Source organism: Planktothrix serta PCC 8927, assembly GCF_900010725.2.
GTDB lineage: Bacteria > Cyanobacteriota > Cyanobacteriia > Cyanobacteriales > Microcoleaceae > Planktothrix > Planktothrix serta.
Map to the genome: position 1 here is coordinate 147,327 of NZ_LR734871.1, position 22,627 is coordinate 169,953.

Annotated in this window: 12 protein-coding genes; 11 read left to right on the plus strand and 1 reads right to left on the minus strand. The window is 39.7% G+C overall.

The annotated features are described in order from the left end of the window. Positions 1–107 precede the first annotated feature (107 nt). The 9 genes from ldpA to PL8927_RS14060 all read left to right on the plus strand — a co-directional run bounded on the left by ldpA (position 108) and on the right by PL8927_RS14060 (position 12,441). Positions 108–1,394: a circadian clock protein LdpA gene (ldpA, locus tag PL8927_RS14020; protein ID WP_083622560.1), complete on the plus strand. Its 1,287-nt coding sequence runs from the start codon at positions 108–110 to the stop codon at positions 1,392–1,394. A 34-nt stretch (positions 1,395–1,428) separates the two neighbouring features. Next, positions 1,429–3,168, plus strand: a complete 1,740-nt coding sequence (locus PL8927_RS14025) for a R3H domain-containing nucleic acid-binding protein (RefSeq protein ID WP_083622562.1) — start codon at positions 1,429–1,431, stop codon at positions 3,166–3,168. Positions 3,169–3,266: 98 nt separating this feature from the next. Beyond that, positions 3,267–3,470 carry a four helix bundle protein gene (locus tag PL8927_RS14030; RefSeq protein WP_083622564.1) on the plus strand — a complete coding sequence of 68 codons (204 nt, stop codon included), beginning with the start codon at positions 3,267–3,269 and terminating at the stop codon, positions 3,468–3,470. Positions 3,471–3,585: 115 nt separating this feature from the next. Beyond that, positions 3,586–5,157: a CheR family methyltransferase gene (locus PL8927_RS14035; RefSeq protein WP_083622566.1), complete on the plus strand. Its 1,572-nt coding sequence runs from the start codon at positions 3,586–3,588 to the stop codon at positions 5,155–5,157. A gap of 77 nt (positions 5,158–5,234) precedes the next feature. Continuing rightward, positions 5,235–6,323 carry a chemotaxis protein CheW gene (locus PL8927_RS14040; RefSeq protein ID WP_083622568.1) on the plus strand — a complete coding sequence of 363 codons (1,089 nt, stop codon included), beginning with the start codon at positions 5,235–5,237 and terminating at the stop codon, positions 6,321–6,323. Between the two features lie 120 nt (positions 6,324–6,443). Next, the gene (locus tag PL8927_RS14045) at positions 6,444–7,889 is read left to right on the plus strand and encodes a methyl-accepting chemotaxis protein (protein ID WP_083622570.1); all 1,446 of its coding nucleotides are present in this window, start codon (positions 6,444–6,446) and stop codon (positions 7,887–7,889) included. Positions 7,890–7,963: 74 nt separating this feature from the next. Further along, the gene (locus PL8927_RS14050) at positions 7,964–10,462 is read left to right on the plus strand and encodes a hybrid sensor histidine kinase/response regulator (RefSeq protein WP_083622780.1); all 2,499 of its coding nucleotides are present in this window, start codon (positions 7,964–7,966) and stop codon (positions 10,460–10,462) included. Positions 10,463–10,528: 66 nt separating this feature from the next. Then, the gene (gene cheB / locus PL8927_RS14055; RefSeq protein WP_083622572.1) at positions 10,529–11,617 is read left to right on the plus strand and encodes a chemotaxis-specific protein-glutamate methyltransferase CheB; all 1,089 of its coding nucleotides are present in this window, start codon (positions 10,529–10,531) and stop codon (positions 11,615–11,617) included. A gap of 74 nt (positions 11,618–11,691) precedes the next feature. Then, positions 11,692–12,441, plus strand: a complete 750-nt coding sequence (locus PL8927_RS14060) for a hypothetical protein (RefSeq protein WP_083622575.1) — start codon at positions 11,692–11,694, stop codon at positions 12,439–12,441. A 138-nt stretch (positions 12,442–12,579) separates the two neighbouring features. Here the strand turns inward: PL8927_RS14060 and PL8927_RS14065 are convergent, their stop codons facing one another. Next, positions 12,580–13,599 carry an ABC transporter ATP-binding protein gene (locus PL8927_RS14065; protein ID WP_083622578.1) on the minus strand — a complete coding sequence of 340 codons (1,020 nt, stop codon included), beginning with the start codon at positions 13,597–13,599 and terminating at the stop codon, positions 12,580–12,582. A 524-nt stretch (positions 13,600–14,123) separates the two neighbouring features. Between PL8927_RS14065 and PL8927_RS14070 the strand changes: the two genes are divergently transcribed. Both PL8927_RS14070 and PL8927_RS14075 read left to right on the plus strand, forming a co-directional pair. Next, the gene (locus tag PL8927_RS14070; RefSeq protein WP_083622782.1) at positions 14,124–14,792 is read left to right on the plus strand and encodes a response regulator transcription factor; all 669 of its coding nucleotides are present in this window, start codon (positions 14,124–14,126) and stop codon (positions 14,790–14,792) included. Positions 14,793–15,603: 811 nt separating this feature from the next. After that, entirely contained in the window at positions 15,604–22,449 is a 6,846-nt protein-coding gene (locus PL8927_RS14075) for a hypothetical protein (RefSeq protein WP_083622582.1), read from the plus strand. The last annotated feature ends 178 nt before the right edge of the window (positions 22,450–22,627 follow it).

Here is a 22,627-nt window from a genome sequence, read left to right on the forward strand (position 1 = left end):
AACCCAACTTATTTTTTTGACCGTTAAGAAAGGCACTCTTGCAATAGGCAATAGTAATTATTTTGACCGGTTTCTGGATTGCTGATTCTTGTGTCACCATAGAAAGAGTGAACACTTATGATTCCCCTTTAACAGCCTTACAACGGGGTAACTGGTTCAAACTCATTTGCGGAGCCAGTTATCAACATCACGGCGCGGTGAGAAGTTTAACCTTGGCATACACCCTAGCCGGCGCCGACTGCATTGACGTGGCGGCTGATCCGGCAGTAATTGCGATCGCTCAGGAGGCCTTAGCAGAAGCCGAATCTTTAGGGCAACAAGCCCAAGCATTAGGATTTGGCTATCGTTATCGTCCCTGGTTAATGGTCAGTCTCAATGATGGAGAAGATCCCCATTTTCGCAAAGCCGAATTTGAGGCGACGGCTTGCCCATCCAGTTGTTGGCGACCTTGCGAAACGGTTTGTCCGACGGATGCGATCGCATTTTCCTCGATGAAATCCGGTGTCATCGATCAACTCTGCTATGGCTGTGGACGCTGTATTGCGATTTGTCCCAGTGATCTAATTTACGCTCGATCTTATGTCTTCCGCCCCGATGAGATAGCACCGTTAGTGTTACAAACCGGAATAGATGCCCTAGAAATTCATACCCAAATTGGACGCGAAACCGACTTTAAACGGCTATGGAATAGTATCCAACCCCATTTAGACAAGCTCAAACTGGTTGCCATTAGCTGCCCTGACGGCAAGGGTGTAGTGGAATATCTGCAAACCTTATCCGAACAGATCACACCCGTTGAATTGCCGTTAATCTGGCAAACCGATGGACGACCCATGAGTGGAGATATTGGGGCGGGTACAACCGTCGCCAGTGTGAAACTTGCTCAAAAAATTTTGGCTGCCAATTTACCGGGATATGTACAACTTGCGGGTGGCACAAACGATTATACTGTAGCCAAGCTCAAATCCCTTGGGCTTTTACGCTCACCTGTTCCCGATCATCCTTCCGTGGTCAAACCCGTTTTTCCAAATCCCTATAGAACACCAACGACGACAAATTTTGAAAACGGTATACAGTCTACAGACGAGTCGGGGGCAGCAGTCTCTACTGACCGTCATCGGGTAGCAGGTGTGGCGTATGGTAGCTATGCCCGTGTGCTGTTGTCACCAATTTTAGAGCAGTTAGAATCCCTCTCCCCTCCTAAATTCCAGGGGGTATGCCCTTCTGGGGAGGAATTGATCACCCCTAAATCTCAACCCTTGAGTCAGGACGAGACGTTTTACCGGGTAGAGAGACAGAAGAATGTGTCCCTACTCGAAGCTAACCCTGACTTGCTGTGGCAAGCAGTGGCTAAAGCCTCAACCCTCGTTTCCCAACTCAAATCAGTTAGATGACTGTTCCCTGTTCCCTGTTCCCTGTTCCCTGTTTATGCAAATTACAGACGACCTGAATAGATTACTCGAAATTGTTCCCGATGAAATTCGGCAGAAATTGCAGCAGCATCCCCAACGAGACAGTCTGATTGAGATTGTCATGGATTTGGGCCGTCTTCCAGAGGCTCGTTTTCCGTCCCAAGCCGAATATCTCTCAGACACACCCGTCTCTTGGGAAGATCTGGAGCATTGTATCTCGCAGATCGGAGAGTTTAGTGGTGACAACCGAGCCGGCTTATCTCAAACTTTGCATCGCATTAGTGCAATTCGCAACCGTACCGGAAAAATTATCGGCTTAACTTGTCGGGTAGGTCGAGCCATTTTTGGGAAAATTGGCATGATCCGGGATTTGGTAGAAACGGGTCAATCCATCCTACTTCTGGGTCGTCCAGGGGTGGGAAAAACAACAGCACTGCGAGAAATTACTCGTGTGTTAGCGGATGAGTTAGAGAAGCGGGTGGTGATTATTGACACCAGTAATGAAATTGCTGGGGATGGAGATGTTCCCCATCCTGCCATTGGTCGAGCGCGTCGGATGCAGGTGGCTCGTCCTGAACTCCAACATCAAGTCATGATTGAGGCAGTCGAGAACCATATGCCCCAAGTGATTGTGATTGATGAGATTGGAACAGAATTAGAAGCTTTAGCGGCTCGAACCATTGCTGAACGGGGGGTACAGTTGATTGGCACGGCCCATGGCAACCGGATTGAGAATTTAATGAAAAACCCAACTTTAGCCGATTTAATTGGGGGAATTCAAGCGGTGACGTTAGGAGATGATGAAGCTCGACGTCGGGGTTCTCAAAAAACCGTGTTAGAGCGCAAAGCACCCCCAACCTTTGATATTGCTATTGAAATGTTGGAGCAACAACGCTGGGTTGTGCATGAATCTGTTTCGATGACGATTGATCATCTCTTACGGGGACTGCAACCGACGTTGGAAGTTCGCACGATGAATGATGAGGGTGAAGTTAGTATTTTTCAAGAACGATATACTCCCACGGCTCAAGTTTCTTTGGAGGGACGCGCGGCGATGAAATCCCGTGAGCCGGTGGCGGCAATTCCCGGTATTCGAGGGTTGCGAGGTTCGGGGAAAATGATGCCTGTTCCTACCGAAAGCACGGTATCGGAATCTCAATATTTTGAACAACTCTTAGAACAGTCTTTTTCTGCTGTTACACCCCTACACGCTGATGAAGAATTCCCTTTTATTAAAAATATTGGGGAGGGTTCGTCTTTAAATATTTATCCTTATGGGATTCCTCGCCATCAAATTGAACAGGTGATTCAAACGCTATCTTTACCTGTAATCCTGACGAAGGATATTGATAGTGCAGATCTAGTGTTGGCGTTGCGATCGCATATTCGGAATCAATCCAAGCTGCGACACATGGCAAAAACTCGTCAAGTTCCGATTCATACAATTAAATCAGGAACTGCACCTCAAATTGCACGAGCGTTGAGGCGTTTATTGAACATGGAAGATCCCAGCACCCCGGAAATTGCGGATTTGACTTTGTTTGCGGCGAGTGGTTCTTCTGATGAAATTGAAGCTTTAGAGGAAGCGCGTTTAGCTGTAGAACAAATTGTCATTCCGAAAGGACAACCTGTAGAGTTGCTTCCCCGGTCTCCCCAAGTTAGAAAAATGCAACATGAACTGGTAGAACATTATCGGTTAAAGTCTAATAGTTTTGGGGAAGAACCGAACCGTCGTTTAAGAATTTATCCGGCTTGAATCAGTTATCAGTTATCAGTTATCAGTTATCAGTTGAGGGTTAGTATAATCAATTGGATGTTAGGAAATGAATAATTAGTTAATGACAAGAGGTATTGATGAGTGATGAAGGATTATGTCAAAAAAGCTTGGTTTATGATAAAGCTTATAAATTTGCAATTCGGGTTGTTAATGCTTATAAATATCTGACTCAAAATAAGCAGGAGTGGGTTTTGTCTAAGCAGTTAATTAGAAGTGGTACATCAATCAGTGATCAGTTACCAGTTATCAGTTATCAGTGCAATAATTGGCTAATTCCTTAACTGTTAGCTATTAATTTTTGACTCTTAGTTCTTAACTGATGACTGATAACTATAACCAATAACCAATAACTGATAACCAATAACTGATAACTGATGACTGATAACTGATAACTATATGGAACCAGAACTAATCAAACTTTTTATTCAACTGATTGCAACTCAAACGGGGTTATCTATTCGTTTGCAAGACTATGCTGGATTAGCTCAAAAAATCAAGATGCGAGTTAAAGCTTTAAAGCTACCCAACCCTCAAGCTTACTTAAATTTATTAAGCACCGATACCCCTACAAGTCAACAGGAATGGAAACAATTAATTCCTTTAATTACAACAATTGAGAGTTATTTTTTTCGAGATCAAGGGCAAATTAATCTTCTGCGAAAGGTGATTTTACCCGAATTAATTGCCTCCCGACATCAAACCAAAACCTTAACGCTTTGGAGTGCAGGTTGTTCGACGGGAGAAGAACCCTATACCCTGTCAATTTTGTTGCAACAGTTAATTCCAGATTGGGTGAGTTGGAATATTCATATTTTGGCAACAGATGTCAATGAAGAAGCCTTACAAAAGGCAAGACAAGGGTTATATACACCTTGGTCTTTTCGCATGGTTGACTTAGAATTGAGAAATCAATATTTTTTGCCCCAAGGACAGAATTGGAAAATTAATGCACTGACTCAGTATTCTGTTGATTTTTTTAATTTGAATTTAGTTAAAGATATCTATTACTATCCCAATTATACCCCAATTCAAGACGTTGATTTAATTATTTGTCGAAATGTTTTTGTTTATTTTGCTAAAGAGTATATCAACCAAGTTATTTCTAAGTTTTATAATGTTTTGAAACCGAGAGGTTATTTAATAACAGGTCATGCGGAATTACAAAATCAGGATAACCTGAAACTATTTCAAGCTAAAATTTATCCTGAGTCTATGATTTATCAACGACCTACTATTGATTTGGTACAAGAATCTTTAAGAGGTCAAGAAAATTTAATTGTTGACCGGGTTAATATTTTGGATAATCTATTATCTTCATCTTGGAAAAGTCAGGTACATACGCGCTTAGATCAGCATAGCGATAATCATCAATCCGAAACTTCAAAATTACCCCAAAAAAGTTTAGAAGAGGCAAAACGATATTTTAAGAACAAACAATATGGAATAGCTATTCAAAAGGCTGAACAATTCCTTCAAACTCATAACTCTTATTTGAGAAATAGGGAACTGGAAATTGCCAGACAAGAAGAAAGAACTGAAAACACCAAAAACCTTAAAGCTGAAACTCAATTTGATGCTTATTATTTATTAGCACAAGCATCAGCAAATCTAGGACAATATGAACAAGCAACCTTTTATTGTCAAAAAGCAATTGAAATAGATTCCTTATCTATTCTGACCTATTATTTACTGCTGCATATTGCCCAAGAACAGGAAGATTTAGCCGGAGCAAAATTATTGTCAAAACGAATTATTTATCTGCTTCCCTCATCGATTCCAGCCTATCTGGAACTCGCATCAATTTATGAGATGGAAGAAGATTACACCAGAGCAGCTAAAATGTACAATACCGCTTTAGAACTTCTTAAATCTTTACCTCCCAGTATGGCAATTGAACATTTAGAAGGAGTAACGGCTCAAGATTTAATTGTTTTTTTAGAAAAGAAACACATAGTTGTTGACTGTTGACTATTGACTATTGACTGATTACTATTTATTCCCTGTTCCCTGTTCCCTGTTCCCTGTTCCCTGTTCCCTTACTAATTATGTCTTATCTAATTTTTGCATTAAAGTTGATGCGTTATGCGATCGCCGCTTCTGTGGTTCAAGAAATTTTCTTTTTACCTGAACTAACGCCAATTCCCTCAGCACCTGCTGATTTAGTCGGTTTAATTAATTTACGAGGAGAGTTACTTCCGGTGATTGATCTAACGATTCGATTGGGTTATCCTCAACCGAATTATACGTTATCCAATAGCGTGATTATCTTAAAATTTAATAACATTAGATTAGGGATTATTGTTAATCAAGTCTATGAAGTTCAGAGGATTGCTACCGATGCAATTCAAACAGAACTGGCTGATCACCTTCAACAGGAATATAATTCCGTTCATCCCTCCTATTATCTTCAAGGAATTTCTCAAGTCGATGAGCATTTGGTAATGGTTTTGAATCCCGAAACATTAATCCAATATATGAGTCACTCCCTCACAGATTTTAATTTAGATATAGAGGGGATCAATTTGGAAGAAAATCAACAGCATTTACCCCCAGATTCTTCTACAAAAATTAACTTCAGAAAACCCCAAAATTTGGTTTTTTGTCCCGATGCAACCCCAGAAGAACGGACAATTTTTCAAGAACGAGCTAAAAATTTAAGGCGTTCTATTGATAACCAAGATTTTGCCGGGTTAGTTCCTTTAGCGGTAATTGGCTTAAGCGAAGAATATTTTGGTGTTAATTTAGAGATTATTCGAGAATTTACGGATATTCATCATGTTACACCGATTCCTTGTACTCCCCCTCATATTGTGGGGAATATGAATTTACGCGGGGAAATCTTAACATTAGTTGATATTCGAGGCTTGGTAAATTTACCGTTAGAAACCTCTCAGGGATTATCCAAAGCTATGATTGTTAAAATTAATGATATTGTAGCGGGAATTATCGTGGAAGGAATTTTTGATGTCATGTACTTAAAAGAATCCGAGATTAAAACCATTCCCACGGCTATTCATTTAAAACAGGATGAATACTTACAAGGTACGGCTTTTTATCAAGACAAAATGATGAGTATCCTTAATGTTACAAAAATTATGACTCAAGGCGAATTAGTTATTGATCAAGAGGTTTAGTTGTGTTCTAATAAGAGTAAATTTTAGATATCAGTTAGCCGTCAACAGTCGTAGAGGCGGGGTAACCCTCCCCCTACCCGTCAACCACCAACTACCAACCTCCAACCCCCAAAAATCATAATGTTTAACAATTTAAAATTAAGAGAACGGTTATTATTGGGATATAGCATACCTGTACTTTTGTTTATGGGATTAACTGGGTTAGTTTATACCAATATTAATCAAGTTGCTAATATGTTTAAAGAAGCTGAACGGGTTCAAGAAGTGATTTTAAAAGTTAACTTGATAGAACGAGGTTCCCAAGGAATGATTCGGAGCTTAAGAGGATACTTGGTGTTAAAAGATCAAGAATTTTTAAATGAATATAGTTCCGCTTTAATCACTTATCGAGAAGCCGCTAAAGCCCTGGAATCTTTAATTTATATTCCAGAGCAAAAACAACGCTTAGAAAGACTTAATACCTTAGTTAATCAATATGATCAAATAGCTCAACAAGGTTTTGCACTGGTGAATGAAGGTAAATTGCCTGAAGCTATTGAAAAAGCTCGAATTGGAACTCAATATGTAGTCGAGTTTGATCGGATTAGCGATCAATTTTCTTTAACAGAATCTAATCTATTAACTCAGGAAAGGGCGAGAACAAAAGAAGCATTGCAGGGGTTATTATATGTGCTGGTTATAGGAGCATTAATAATTTTAGTCACAGTTGTTATTATTGCTTTATTAATTGCGATCAATATTGGGGGAACAATTCATCAAGCCACACAAGTTATAGCCACTTCTTCAACAGAAATTGCAGCTACCTTAGCAGAACAAGAACGAACGGCTAATCAACAAGCAGGTTCTGTTCATGAAACCACAACAACAATGGATGAATTGAGTGCTTCATCTCAATCAACGGCTGAACAAGCAGAGTCAGCGACTTATGGAGCTAAACAAGCTTTAGGATTAACAGAAGGAGGTAAAAAAGCTGTTAGTAGTACCTTAGAAGGGATGGGAAACCTTCAACAGAAAGTCGAAGCGATCGCCCAGCAAATTATTCGCTTAAGTGAACAAACCAATCAAATAGGAAATATTTCTGAATTGGTGAGTGACTTAGCTAATCAAACCAATATGTTAGCACTTAATGCCGCCGTCGAAGCCGTTCGAGCCGGAGAACATGGGAAAGGATTTGCTGTTGTCGCGACAGAAATTCGTAAATTAGCGGATGAAAGTCGAAAATCTGCTTTAAAAATAAATACCCTTGTAGCGGATATTTTAAGGGCAATTAATTCAACCGTAATGGCAACGGAAGAAGGGACAAAAACAGTTTTATCCAGTGTGGAATTAGCCAGAGAAACAGCCGATACTTTTGCTGGAGTTGCTGAATCAGTAAATAATGTTGTTTTAAATAATCAACAAATTTCTCTCAATGTTAAGCAACAAGCGATCGCCATTGGACAAGTTTTAGAGGCGATGAATGCTTTAAGTCAAGGCGTCGGTGAAACCGCAAATGGATTAAGCCAAGCCAAAATCGGAATGCAAAAATTGAATGAAGTCGCCTTAGATCTCAACTCCATTGTTTAATCAGTTTTCCATAAAAATCTATTCTATATCAATCATTCAAAATTAAATTAAAGTCAAAGGATGAAGTACCCATGATGATTGAAGATGATGAACTGCGAGAAGTTTTTAAAACCGCAAGTGAAGAACATTTGCAAAATTTGGATGAGGGATTGTTGTATCTGGAAAAACAACCCAATGACACGACAAAACTTGAAGAATTATTGCGAGAAGCCCATAGCCTGAAAGGGGATGCTGGGATGTTAGGGGTAAAAGATGTTGCCACTTTAGCCCATCAAATTGAACATTTATTAGGCGGTTTAAAACGTCAAGAAACCACCCTATCTGCTGAATTAGTAGACCGAATTTCTCATGGCATTGATGCGATTCGTCAATTGGTTCATGCTGCGGTTACAGGGGAACCTAGTACAATTAACACCTTTCATAGTTTGGCTTATTTGATGGGGGCGAAACCCGCAGAATCAACCCCTTCCGTCTCTGTTCCCTCGGAGGTGACGACTGAACCTCCCCCCCCTGTTGCTGTCCCGACCCCGGAACCAACTCCCGCCCTGATTAGCGTTGATTCCGTTCCGGCTGATACCAGAGTTCCTGTCACCGCATCCCCCGAATCTATTTATAAAATTGAAACTATTCGAGTCCCGACTCGAAATTTAGATGGATTAATGACTCAAACCGGAGAATTAACGGTAACAAAAATTCGCATTGCTCATCGACTAAATGAAATTGAAGAAATTACCAGTTTATGGGAAGAATGGAGCCGAGATGCTTTTGTTAATCGTTTTGTGGTCAATGACTTAGAAAATCACCTTAATCGTCATATTTCTGGCAATGGAACCATCGGACAACTGCAAAATTATTATCATCGCAGTGCTGAACGTTTAGAACAGTTTGGAACGTTAATCAATCAACTCAGAAATACCTTTGCTGAAGATATTGCCCGCTTAGAAATAATTGGTGATGAACTCGAAGACGGTATTAGAACACTGCGATTATTACCTTTATCTACTATTTTTAATTTATTTCCCCGAATGGTACGGGATTTAGCTCGACAACAAGGAAAAGAAATTGAATTAGTGATTTCGGGTGGAGATACCCGTGCGGATAAACGGATTTTAGAAGAAATGAAAGATCCTCTGATGCACATTTTAAGAAATGCTATTGATCATGGGATTGAAACTCCAATAGAACGGGAGAAATTTGGCAAACCTGCGATCGCAACTATTCAATTACGCGGGTATCAAACCGCGACCCATGTTGTCCTAGAAGTACATGATGATGGCCGGGGATTAGATTTAGAAAAAATTAAACAAACCGCTTTAAAACGGGGAATTTGTCAACCTGAAGAATTATTAGGAATGACCCCGCAACAAATTCATGCTTTAATTTTTGCCCCAGGTTTTACGACCCGAACCGTTGTTACAGAAGTATCAGGACGGGGGGTAGGAATGGATGTGGTGCGGACTAATGTGGAACGTTTAAAAGGTCTGATTCAAGTTGAATCTTTCCCATTAAAAGGCTGTTTATTTCGGATTCAATTAGGAACAACCTTAGCAACGGCTCACGTTTTAATTGTGTCCGTTCAGGGCATTTCCTATGCTATTCCTGTTGAATTTGTACAAATGACTCGGTTAGTAATGTCCCATGAAATTTTTGCAATTGAAGGGCGAGATACGATTATTTTTGAAGACCAACCGATTTCAGTCGCTAAACTTGCTGATTTATTAGAAATTCGTTTAATTCAATCTCAGGTTGACTCGGAAACAACACCTTCTTTAGATGCCAAATCTCGCCCTTCTAATTCCTCATCTTTTCTTCAGTCCTTTGCCCAAACTTCTACCTCTGTCGGGGTAAATTTGTCCCGGTCGTCTGCTGCTGATATTGGTACGCATGGTTTACCGAATAATATACAGAATAAAAATGAAAATTCTTCCCTAGTAGATGTGTCTTTACCTTGCATTATTTTGAAAGTAGGTGAAGAAAAATTAGGATTGTTTGTAGATGCTTTAATTGATCAGCAGGATGTCGTTTTAAAACCCCAAAGCCAATTGTTGAAACGGGTCAGAAATGTTGCTGGGGCAACAATTTTAGGAACGGGGGAAGTCTGTATTATTTTAAGTCCCCAAGATTTAATTAAATCCATTCGTAAACAAGCGGGTGTAATTTCCTCTCCAATGGTGCGATCGCCCTTAAATATTCAGGAGCCTTCCTCCCATAAACCTGTTATTTTATTAGTGGAAGATTCGATCACAACTCGCACCCAAGAAAAACGAATTTTAGAATCTGCGGGTTATGAAGTCGTGACAGCAGTTGATGGGTTAGATGGGTTTAACAAGCTCACCACTCGTTCCTTTGATGCGGTGGTTTCTGATATCCAAATGCCCAATCTTGATGGCTTAAGTTTAACCGCAAAAATTCGACAACATCAAGAATATAGTGAACTACCGATTATTCTTGTCACCTCTCTCGCCTCCGATGAAGATAAACGCAAAGGAGCAGAAGCGGGAGCCAATGCGTATATTACTAAAGCGTCTTTTAATCAAGAAGTTTTGATAGAGACTTTAAAAAGACTGGTATGATCAGTTATCAGTAATTCGTAATTCGTAATTCGTAATTCGTCAACCGTCAACCGTCAACATTTGAAAATGCCAATTCGAGTTCTCCTAGTAGAAGATTCGACCGTTGCTTTAATTATTCTGAAACGAATTTTATCGACGTCTCCAGACCTTTGCGTTGTGGGAACTGCTCGAACAGGTAAGGAAGCATTAGCATTAGTTCCAACTGTAGAACCAGATGTTATTTGTACAGATTTTCATATGCCCCAAATGAACGGACTGGAATTTATTCAGGAAGTCATGGTCGATTATCCTCGTCCTATTTTAGTAATTAGTGCCTCCGTTCAAGCTGATGATACTCAGAATGTTTTTCAACTGTTAAATGCTGGGGCGGTTGATGTATTTCCGAAACCTACAACTGGTTTAGCATCCGATTATGAGTTAATTGGACAGGAATTAATTCATAAAATTAAAGTGCTTTCTGGGGTAAAAGTTTTTACTAAACATCGTAAATCTCAACCCTCCTTAAACCCGGTTCAGTCCGACAAACGCTTGTCTATTCCAACCCTTTCACCTATCAGCAGAACAACTGTTTCCCCGGTTTCCTCTAAAACGATTAAAATGCTGGCTATTGGTGCATCGACGGGTGGCCCCCAAGCCTTACATACGATTTTGACCCAACTTCCGAGGAATTTTCCCGTTCCCATTGTTTGTGTTCAGCATATTAGTGAGGGGTTTTTGCAAGGGTTGGTGAGTTGGTTAGATGGGGAATGCCATTTAGCTATTAAAGTTGCGACGCCGGGAGAACTTCCCCAAGCCGGATCTGTTTATTTTGCCCCAGAAGGGCGTCATTTAGAATTTAGCCGGAATGGTCGCTTTGCTTATTCCAATGCACCCCCACTTGCGGGTCATCGTCCTGCGGTGACAGCAACTTTAGAATCTGTGGCTCAGTTTTATGGTGCGAGTGGTGCTGGCGTTTTGTTAACCGGAATGGGGCGGGATGGGGCTGATGGGATGAAAGTGATTGCGGAAAGTGGAGGGTTAACCATTGCCCAAAATCAGGAAAGTTGTGTGGTCTTTGGAATGCCCGCAGAAGCGATCGCATTAGGTGCAGCCCAATATATTCTATCCGTTAATGAGATAGCACCGTTTCTATTAAATCGAGTCAAGAATCAGTAAATAGTTAACTGTTGACTGTTGACTGTTGACTGTTGACTGTTCCCTTCTATATTATTAAATCAAGGAGGATTAAGATGAAACTTAAGTTGAATTTAAAACAAGAAGAAAATCAGCAAAATACACTGTTAAAAAGCTTAAAAATTTTAAGTTTATTAGGAGCATTCTTTTTAATTGATTTTCCGGCTTTGGCGCAAATTAATCTAGCGACTTTAATTGATATTATTGGTAATAATAATCAGGTGTTTATTGAAGATCAAGTCGCAGAAGTTAAGGAACAAGCCGCATTAGGACAAACAATCCGAACCGAACAAGCTCGCGCTCAAATTGATTTTAATACAGGTGCGGCGGGACGAATGACTGAAAATTCTCAGATTATCGTGGGTCAATGTGTGGAAGTACAAGAAGGGGCTTTAATGGCTTCTGGCGCTGCTAATGGCTGTATTTTGGGGTTTTCAACCGCCGTCCAAGGAACAATTTATATGTTGGATGTAGAAAATAATAATAATACGAATACCAATACAGGAACAATTCGGGTTTTGGAAGGCCAAATTCAATTATCATTAAGAAATAATCCCAATGATCCCAATCCTATAACAATTCAAGAAGGACAAAAAGTTGCCAGTTTAACGCCCACTTTAGCGCTGTCTCAAGTCTCTGTTCAACGGATGACGAAACAAGAATATGAAGGGATAATTACAGGGCCATTATTCCAAGGGTATAAAACACCCCTTCCCAATCAAGATAAAATTAACGAGGTTTGTAAACGACTCTATGGTGACTGTGTGACCGTCGGCGGAAATGTCCCAGTTCGAGGGTTATGGTAAGACCGGAGAAGCAGGGGGAAGCAGGGGGCATCGGTGTCAACTTAAGTCTAAAAGCCTTGAAATAAATTTCAGGCTCAAAGCTAAAACCCGTTAAAACGGGTTAATGAAGAATNACTATAAATCTGGGAGAATCTAATTCTAACGCATACTTTTCTTTTTCTCGGCTTTTAAATCTCGATTACTGGCGGCGGCAATTTCAGCATCGAGTAAGGTGCGACCTGTTGCCGCTAAATAGACATCATCTAAACTCGGTCGAGATTGAGCGATCCCAAAAGTAGGTAAACCTGCATCTTTTAACGCCTGTTGAATGGTAAACAACGCATCGCTTTGAGATTTGACGACTAAATTCAAAGAATTACCTTGAGCATTATTAATAATAATCTCTTGGACAAAGGGCAAAGGTTGTAATAATGCTTTGGCTTTTTCGGCTTCTTCCACAGGCGAAAATTCTCGAATTCTCAGGGTAATGCGATCGCCTCCTACTTGGTCTTTTAATTGTGAAGGTGTACCCGTTGCAATCACTACTCCTTGATCAATAATTGCCACTCGATCTGCTAAAGCATCCACTTCTTCTAAATAATGGCTAGTAATTAAAACTGTTGTGCCATTTTCCCTTAATTGACGGAGGAAATTCCACACCGCCACCCGACTTTCAATGTCTAAGCCAACGGTGGGTTCATCTAACACTAATAAATCCGGTTGATGCAATAACCCCGATGCCAAATCTAAGCGTTTACGAATTCCCCCAGAATAGGTTCCGGTTTTTTGATCAATCCAATCTTGTAATCCTAATAAATTTGTAACCTGATGAATTCGTTCGGCAATTGTGTTTCGAGGAATATGATAGAGGGCTGCTTGTAATTGTAATAACTCAAGCCCGGTTAAAACTTTATCTAAAGCCACTTCTTGAGCGACATAACCTAAGCGTTGACGAGCTAATCTGGGTTGATCAATCACAGAAATACCCGATATTTCTAAACGTCCTGCATCGGGAGTAATTAACGTACACAACGCCCGTAGAGTTGTGGTTTTTCCGGCTCCATTCGGCCCTAATAAACCAAAGATTTCCCCCGGTTGGACATCAAGAGACACATCTTTAAGGGCTGGGACAGAGCCATAGGATTTTTGTAGATTTTGGATGAGAACGGCAGGAATCATATTGCACGTTTAAATAAGGATATTTACTATGTCCAGACGTGCCATGGCGCGTCTCTACTGACTGTTGACTGTTGGCAGATACGGTGTTAACGGTCAACGGTCAACAGTCAACGGTCAACCGTCAACTGATCGACTGCCTTAACACTTCTAAACAATTTCCTATTTTTACACTTTCTATGCTCTAACGGGGTAGATAATTTGGGTTTTCGTTGCCAATTCTGGGAAAATTTGGCAACCCCGACTCAACAGGATGCTTTCTCTTGGCTGCTGTTATGGCTTGCAAAGAGAACTGAGGTTCACTACAATCAAACATTAAAACCCGACAAAAATAATAATTGATAGTCCTTGTTTTTTGATCACAGGTTAACATAATTATGGGGGTGCGAAGTTGGGATAAACTGTTATACAGCATCCTTGCTGATTTCAACAATGGTGAAACCGTTAACTCTAACTCTGTACAGGATCTCAATCAATTTCTTATTTCTTTCGGGCCAACAGATCCTCTCATTCTTATAGGTTATCGAATGAGTCGAATTCTCATTGCTGAAGATGAACCCCGCATTGCTGCCTTTCTGGAAAAAGGACTGCGAGCGAATGGGTTCACAACAACACTCGCCTGTAACGGACGAGAGGCGGTAGAAAAAGCACTCGCCCATGAGTTTGACTTGTTGATTCTTGACCTAGGGCTTCCCGATCAAGATGGGTTTCAAGTTTTAGAACAATTGCGGGGACAAGGAGAACAAATTCCCATCATTATATTAACGGCTCGTGATGATGTCACCGATAAAGTGGCGGGGTTAGAAGGGGGAGCCGATGACTATGTGACGAAACCCTTCCGGTTTGCTGAACTCTTGGCTCGTGTTCGTGTCCGTTTACGACATCATCCGACATCTGGGAATAAAGAAGATAAAGCGTTAACGGTGGGTCAAGTAACACTGGATTTATATACCCGTCAAGCTTGTTTAGGAGAAACACCAATTACTCTATCGGCTAAGGAATTTCAGCTTTTAGAAACCTTCTTGCGCCATCCGGGTCAAGTGTTGAGTCGAGAACAACTACTGGATCAAGTTTGGGGATATGACTACGATCCCGGATCGAATATTGTTGATGTTTATGTCGGTTATCTCCGCAAGAAGTTGGGGAGTGAGCGAATTGAAACAGTACGGGGGATGGGATATCGTCTGGTTTCTTAAAAACTCTGGGAACTTTTGAGTTGGGTTAAACGTCAAGGGGCGCAACTCCTCCAGAACGTGCGATTGAGAAAGATTACAGTCATAACAATCAATAGTTTTGAACCCATTTCTAATTCAATCCTTAGAAATATTTGATCACCCGAAGTTGGGACTTTAAGCTGAAACTAAAGTCCAACTGATAAGTTTTTGGGAAAACCCAAAGAATTACTTAGCCATCTCTTCTTTATAAGCCATCACGTTGCATCTATAGATTCAGTTATAACAATAATTTGGGAAACAGTTAATTATTACCCCAACTTAGGGAATTCTAAAGTTAGAGGGGTGAGGATGAATAACATTAGTGCAAACAACAATCAAGATTGAGTAATCCGTCGGTATTTTACTAAAAAGATGGGAGTAAATCTCTATACTGTGGACAATTTCTAACCCAATAAATTTTACTTGATTGTTATGTTAAATAGGGATTAGAAGTTAAGTTTAATTCGGATTAATCTGGGCTGATAACCCGAAAAGGGTTAAGGAATTTATTTGTGATTTTTTTCCTAAAAGTTCGCCGAAAACCTTTATTGGTTTTGGGATTTTTTACGTTTTATTTCAAAAATATAAAATCATAAAACCTAGATATTAAGATTTTTCTCATACAGACTTAATGCCTATCTTAAATCGGTTCTTTAAGCTTAAGATAAGTAGAAATAAACCCTCGGAACTGGATGTGCTTTTAAATCTTGATAGTGCTTCAGTTCTATAGGTTCAGAATCAGTCTGCAAAAACATCACTTTTCTGTCTTAAATATTACAAAGTTGAGAAAGCTATGGATGACTTAAATAAGTTTGTCAAAGAATTTGAGAAGTTGGGAGATAAACTCGGTAAGTTAGCCGATAAACCGGAGAAGTTTTTCAAAAAACTAGAGAAGATCTTTGATAAGGATGCTTATCTAAAACTAAACCCTGATGTTAAAAAAGCCGTTGAGGACGGTCTTTTGACGGCTGAAGAACACTTTTTACTCTATGGTATTTATGAAAACCGGGAATGCAGTAATATCTTCAGTGTTCGTCAATACTTACAACTGAATATAGACATTAACATTGCCCTTGAACAAGAAGGTTTCAGTGTCCTTGAGCACTTTATAGATATTGGACAAGCGGAAAATCGACCCTGGAACCCTCTATTTAATATTAAGGACTACTTAGAACTGAATTTAGATGTTAAGGAAGCTGTTCAAGATGGCTTAACAAATGCCACTGAACATTTCTTGGACATTGGAATAGATGAAAAACGAAACTTTAGTTTTGTTTTCAATCTTCAAGATTATTTGGCTCTCAATGCTGATATTAATTTACAAGTTCAACAAGGTTTAATCAATCCGATTCTGCACTTCTTTAATTTTGGTCAATTTGAAGACCGAGAATGTAGTAAATCATTCTTCAATGTCAAGCATTATCTAGCAGCAAATCCAGATGTTCAGCAAGCGGTAGAAGCAGGTCGAATTAGTGCGATCGCTCATTTCTTTGCATTTGGTCTTGCAGAAAACCGTCCGTTTAACCCGAACATTTCTGTCACCCAAATTTTGCAAGAATTTAATGTTACCAACCTCTCGGTAATTAGCATTCAGCAAATCCAACAATTTATTCAGATATCGCTATCAACACCGATACCCACACCGCAACCAACTGTTGCGCCCACACCTGAACCCACACCGCAACCAACTGTTGCACCCACACCAACACCCACACCGCAACCAACTGTTGCACCCACTCCTGAACCCACTCCAACACCAACTGTTGCACCCACACCGCAACCAACTGTTGCACCCACACCGCAACCAACTGTTGCACCCACTCCAACACCAACTCCTGAACCCACACCGCAACCAACTGTTGCACCCACTCCAACACCAACTCCTGAACCCACTCCAGTTCCCTCTCAAGAGTTCTTCAATCTTGACTATATTAAAATCACCTACGCTTCTGTACTCAAAATTGGTTTAAATGTTGAGGATCTCAGCACTGTTTCAGACGATGACATCATCAACTTTTTAAATGAAAATGGATTAGAACTGGGAATTAATCCATCTTTGTATGTTGACCTTGATGTCTACATTCAAACTTACAGTCTACAACTGATCAGTTTCTATCAAGTTACCTCTGTTTCCGAACTAACCTTTGTGCAAATCCTCAACTATATTAGTGGGGAAGGTTTAGATGATGGGAATAGCCCTTCTTTGTTTATTGACTTTGATTTTGTCAAGAAGAATCATATCAAAAAATTAGAGAAATTCTTCAATAAAGCCATTGATAAAATCACCAATGTAGAGATTTTAGAATACATTGACAAAGAAGGAATTGAGAATGGCGATCAACTTTGTGGTTGCTTAGACTTTGACTATATTCGGTTCACTTATAGTGTTGAATTGACGGCTAAATTTGGGATTAGCATCGAACTGATTAGCAATCTGCAAATCTTTGAATTTATCAACAGTGAAGAAGGATCTGAAATTATTACAAATCCTTCAGCAACCGTTGATATTAACTTTGTGAAAGTGGTGTATGCACAACAGATTGCGACTTACTTCAATATTTCCATTGAGCAAGTCATTACTCTGTCGAATATTCAGATCCTCCTGTTTGTTAATAACGTTCCACCGGAACAAAATATTGATACCTCTTGGACAGTCTCTTTAAATTACCTGGAAACGGTTTATGGTACAGAGTTAGTTGCTGCATTAGGAGAAAATCCATCCGTTGAACAAATTCTTGAGTTCATTGAAGAACAAGGAATTAAAAATGGAAATACCGTTTCTCCGTTCATGAGTTTGGACTATGTGAAACAGTTGCATCTCGATAAAATTATCGAGAAATACGACATCACAGAAACAACAAACATTGTCGATGAAGATGTCCTCGAAAGCATCAATGTAGATTACTCGATTGATATTGAATATTGTCGAGTTAAATACGTTACTCAACTAGCGGCTTACTTCAAAGTTTCTGAAGAAGAAGTTATTAACCTAACGGATGCAGAAATCAAAGTTTATATCCTAGGAATTGGATTAGAACTAGGATTAGCCGGAAGTGCTATTGACTTTAAGAAAGTTGAGAAATTGCTAGAAACAGAACTCAAAGATTTCTTTAAAGTCAAAGACGTTAAAGACTTAACTGATGGACAAATTCATGCGTTTCTATCGGGTGAAGGCAAAAAACTCGGACTGATTCAACAAATTAGTACCGCCGTTGATGTTGAATACTACAAAGAAATTTACGGGACAATCTTAACGGCTGAATTTGGAGAAGATGTCACGGCGGAAGAAATTGTCGAGTTCTTATTTGGTGATGAAGCTCCCGTTATTGATGTCGAATTCTGCTTTGATAAATATGCAGATGAACTGACAGATTATGCGGAAGAGCTAGGAAAAGATCTCGACAAATTAACGCAAGAAGACCTGAAAAAATACTTCTTCAGCAATGAAACATTTGACGAGAATAAAAATCTCACAGCTTTTGACTTAGAAGCGTTCAGTACCCAATATTCATCACAGTTAATTACGTTCTATAATGTAACTTCTGTTGAAGAACTGACTCAGATCCAAGTTTATCAGTTCATCACCCACGAAGCCTATAAATTCAGTCTCGATCTTTCTGAATTTATTTCTGATGATGATCTGGAATTCTATCGTGAACAATACGCTGAGAAAATAGCAGTTAAATATAGTGTTGAAGTCAGCGTTGTTCAGGAACTAGATGCTAATATTCTACTCGATGTTGTCTTTGGTGGATGGTCGGATGATCTCGACTCTGACTATTTCAAAGGTAAATTTGAAGGAGATGTTCAGGCGGTCTTTGGTGTAGAAACCATTGCTGAAGTTACGGATTTACAAATTCTCCAATACCTGCATGAACAGGAAACTGTTGATATTAAAACAATCAACTGGTTTGATACCGATGAATATGTCAAGAAATACGGTAAAGAACTGGAAGATGCGCTGAAAGATTGTTACCATGTTAAAGATATTAGTGAACTCTCAAGTCAGCAAATTATTCAGTTTGCCTTTAGCCTTGAAGCCAAAGCGTTTAGTGTAGAAGGATTGATTGATTTAGAGTACGTTAGTAGCACCTTCGGAGCCGCCATTGTAGCTGGTGATCAAGTTACTGAAAAATGGGTTAGTCAATATGTCAGCCTTGATGCTGGATATGTTGAGTTTCAACTCAGTAGTTTGATTGAAGCGGGAACAGTTACCTTAGAACAAATTAATACAGTTCTAGGAACTGAGGTTGCATCCGTTGATTTGTTGAGTAAAAAACAACTAATCGACTTAATTAATAATAGCGAATTCCAGACTGCTTTAGGCGAAGGTGTTGAAATTAAACTGTTCCAAGATACTCCCAATTTGGATTATATCAAGGAAACCTTTGCTCCCGCTTTAGCAGACGTTTTAGGGGTGAATATTGCCTCTATTACGGGTGAAGAAACCAACGTTGTTTCTAATCAAGAAATCCTAGACTATTTCGTTGAAAATAAAAAAGCAGAAATCGCTGCATTTGCGAAAGTTACTGAAGCGGAAGTTACACCGGAATTAGCACAACAATGGTTACTTGAAGCTAATGTCATCTCATTAGATGATGATGGGACTACCGATGATGGTACAACTGATGATGGTACAACTGATGACGGGACTACCGATGATGGTACAACTGATGACGGGACTACCGATGATGGGACTACCGATGACGGGACTACCGACGACGGGACTACCACTGAAATCGACTTAGTTTATGGCCGTTATCAACTGGAACAGTTAGTTACGGAGGAAACACTCACCCTCGATACTGTTAATGAATTCTTACCTACACCCATTGAGTCTTTAGACGATATTACAGATGAAAATCTCACGGATTTATTACTCAATGAAGAATTCCAAACTGCATTAGGTGAGAATAGTATTGAGTTAGTTCAATCTAGCAGTTTAGATTTAGCTTTTCTAGTTTCTGAATATCAAGATGAACTGTCAGCATACTACAGTTTACCTATCGAAACTGAATTCACTGAACAAGAAATTAAGGATTATTTCAGTACCGAATATGCTGAAGAAATTGTAACCGAAGGTGTGACGGTTGAAGAATATATTCAGCAGTTTACGGTGACAGAAGTTCCAGAAACTGACCCAGAAACTGACCCAGAAACTGACCCAGAAACTGACCCAGAAACTGACCCGACGGAAGACTTTGATCCAGAGTATGTGAAATTCCAACTTCAAGAATTATTGGATGATGATGTAATTACTCTGGACGATGTTAATGGTGTTCTGACTACTGATATTCAGGCGTTAGATGCGTTAACTAATGAACAAGTTAAAGAGTTAATTCTGAACGCAGCCTTTAACACAGGACTGGGTGACGATAACGCTCTAAAACTGACACAAACAGAAAGCGTTGATTATAACTATATTCGTAGCGTTTACGCTGAAGAATTAGCCGATGCTTATGATGTTTCAGTGGATGATGTTTTAGCCGGAGAGGTTGTCGAACTCACGGACGAACAAATCCTCACCGCCTTTACAGAAAGTCTGTCAACTGTTGATGTGGGATACGTCAGTTATCAACTTGAACAATTGATTACTGATGGAACATTAAATTTAGATCAAGTCAAACAATTCTTAGGAACTGAAGACGCGACTTTTGCAACGGTTGAAGACTTGACAAATCCCCAAATCATTGACTTGGTTTACAGTTCAGAATTCCAGGCGTTGTTAACAGCAGAAAATCAGAAGCTGGAACTTTCCCCTGTTGATTATGAACAGTATATTAACGACAATTCCGATGCTTTGAAAACTGCCTATCCAGATGTTACTAATATCGAAGCGTTAACTCTGGAACAAGTCAAAGAGTTCATGTATGGCGAAGGTGTTGAACAAGGTATTCAGCTTGACAAATATCTGGCTTTTGATTATCTGGGAAATACCTACAGCAGTGCCATTAATAGCGTTGAAATTGATGATCAGGTCGTGTTAGATTGGCTGAAAGATGACTACAATCAACTTAATGTCAACTATCTGCGTTATCAATTTGAACAGTTAAGTGTTGAAAAACAAACACAGTTATTAAGTGAACTGGAAATTGAGAAAGATGTTAATTCTCTGACGAATCAAGACATCATTTCTATTGCTTTTAGCAGCACTTACAAACAAGTGTTGAATATTAAGAGCGTTCAACTGACAGCTATTGATGTTGATGCTTATCGGGAAGAATACGCCGAACAGCTTGTTGATTATTACTTCCCTGATGATGGTACTACAGACGATAATTCTGATGATGGTACTACAGACGATAATTCTGATGATGGTACTACAGACGATAATTCTGATGATGGTACTACAGATGATGATTCTGATGATGGTACTACAGATGATGATTCTGATGATGGTACTACAGACGATAATTCCGATGATGGTACCGATGATGGCGGAGGTACTCCACCTACTGATGATCCCGAAGATAGTGATAGTGGAAATGGCAACTTAGTTGATAAAATCAGCGACAAAGATGTCATTAAGTTTGCCTTTAGTGAAGGGATCAAACAAGGAATTGATCCTCTGGAATTCGTTGATAAAGAATACCTGAAAGCGACTTTTTCCGCAGAACTAGCAACCTATTATAACGTTGAGGTATCGACTGTTACTCAACTCGATGATTCCTTAGTGGCTGACTATGTGTACGGTGGAATTTTGGGTGCAGAAATTGACTACAAATTCTATAGCCAAACCTACAAAACAGAGTTAGAAACCACCTTCAGCAAATCTGTTGAACAAGTGACAGATACCGAAATCCTGCAACACGCTTTAGACGTGACAATTCCGCAAGGAAAAGCGATCGCACCTGTTGATGTTGATGGGTTTGTTAAGGAATATAAGGAAGAACTGTCTGATATTTTTGGACTCGAACCCAAAGACCTCAAAAAACTTGATAAAGGCTTCTTGAAAGACTTTATTCTTGAACAAGCCAAAGATTATGATTTAGATGGGGTCAAATACACCAATCTTGACTACTATCGCAGTCAAAATGGGGAAGAATTGTTAGACAACTACCGCGAGGAAAATGTCTACAATATCGATCCCAAAAAAGTCTTTGATTACGCGATTGAAAATCCAGAAGAAGTTCCCAGTACGGCTCCAACAATTGACTTGGTTTGGTATCAAGAACAATATGCGGATGATATTGCGACAGATCAAGCGAAAATTGATACCAATGGAGACTCCCAAATTAGCAATGATGAGTTGTCTGTCTATGCAACCAGTGAAGGTTTAATTAAAGGAAATAAACCTTCTGAATTGTTGGAAGACTTCGATCAATACATTGCTGATTCTCAAGTGCAAGAAGACCTCTTAACCTACTACAATATCGAGTCGGTTGATGCACTTACGAATCCTCAAATTGTGAACTACATGGTCAGCCAAGGTTTGTTAGATGGTCACGAACCCTTCAGCGATGAATTCTTAACGAATAATCCTGAATTGGAATTGGAAACTTTCAAACAAGCCAATGCTCAAGCCTTAGTTCAATATACAGGAATCCAAATCGAACAAGTGACCTACTTGAATGTTTTCTCCTATCAAGCCAGTGTAGGTTTGTTCAACTCAACAACCACTAACAATGGTTTAGCTTAGTCGTAAATTTTACCGCCTAAACAGTCTTGGCTCCTGATCAGCCAGGACTGTTTTTTTTAGAGATTAAGGGAAGTAATATTATATTCCATCCCTTAATGTTGGCTACAAATCCCCCCTGTAGAGACGTTGCATGCAACGTCTCTACAGGGGGTTAGAGGCGATCATCTCTACACGATAC

What these genes read in the sequence shown, in the direction of transcription:
- PL8927_RS14025 (WP_083622562.1), top strand. Translation starts at nt 1,429, where the DNA reads ATGCAAATTACAGACGACCTGAATAGATTACTCGAAATTGTTCCCGAT.
- PL8927_RS14030 (WP_083622564.1), top strand. Translation starts at nt 3,267, where the DNA reads ATGAGTGATGAAGGATTATGTCAAAAAAGCTTGGTTTATGATAAAGCT.
- PL8927_RS14035 (WP_083622566.1), top strand. Translation starts at nt 3,586, where the DNA reads ATGGAACCAGAACTAATCAAACTTTTTATTCAACTGATTGCAACTCAA.
- PL8927_RS14040 (WP_083622568.1), top strand. Translation starts at nt 5,235, where the DNA reads ATGTCTTATCTAATTTTTGCATTAAAGTTGATGCGTTATGCGATCGCC.
- PL8927_RS14045 (WP_083622570.1), top strand. Translation starts at nt 6,444, where the DNA reads ATGTTTAACAATTTAAAATTAAGAGAACGGTTATTATTGGGATATAGC.
- PL8927_RS14050 (WP_083622780.1), top strand. Translation starts at nt 7,964, where the DNA reads ATGATTGAAGATGATGAACTGCGAGAAGTTTTTAAAACCGCAAGTGAA.
- cheB (WP_083622572.1), top strand. Translation starts at nt 10,529, where the DNA reads ATGCCAATTCGAGTTCTCCTAGTAGAAGATTCGACCGTTGCTTTAATT.
- PL8927_RS14060 (WP_083622575.1), top strand. Translation starts at nt 11,692, where the DNA reads ATGAAACTTAAGTTGAATTTAAAACAAGAAGAAAATCAGCAAAATACA.
- PL8927_RS14065 (WP_083622578.1), bottom strand. Translation starts at nt 13,599, where the DNA reads ATGATTCCTGCCGTTCTCATCCAAAATCTACAAAAATCCTATGGCTCT.
- PL8927_RS14070 (WP_083622782.1), top strand. Translation starts at nt 14,124, where the DNA reads ATGAGTCGAATTCTCATTGCTGAAGATGAACCCCGCATTGCTGCCTTT.
- PL8927_RS14075 (WP_083622582.1), top strand. Translation starts at nt 15,604, where the DNA reads ATGGATGACTTAAATAAGTTTGTCAAAGAATTTGAGAAGTTGGGAGAT.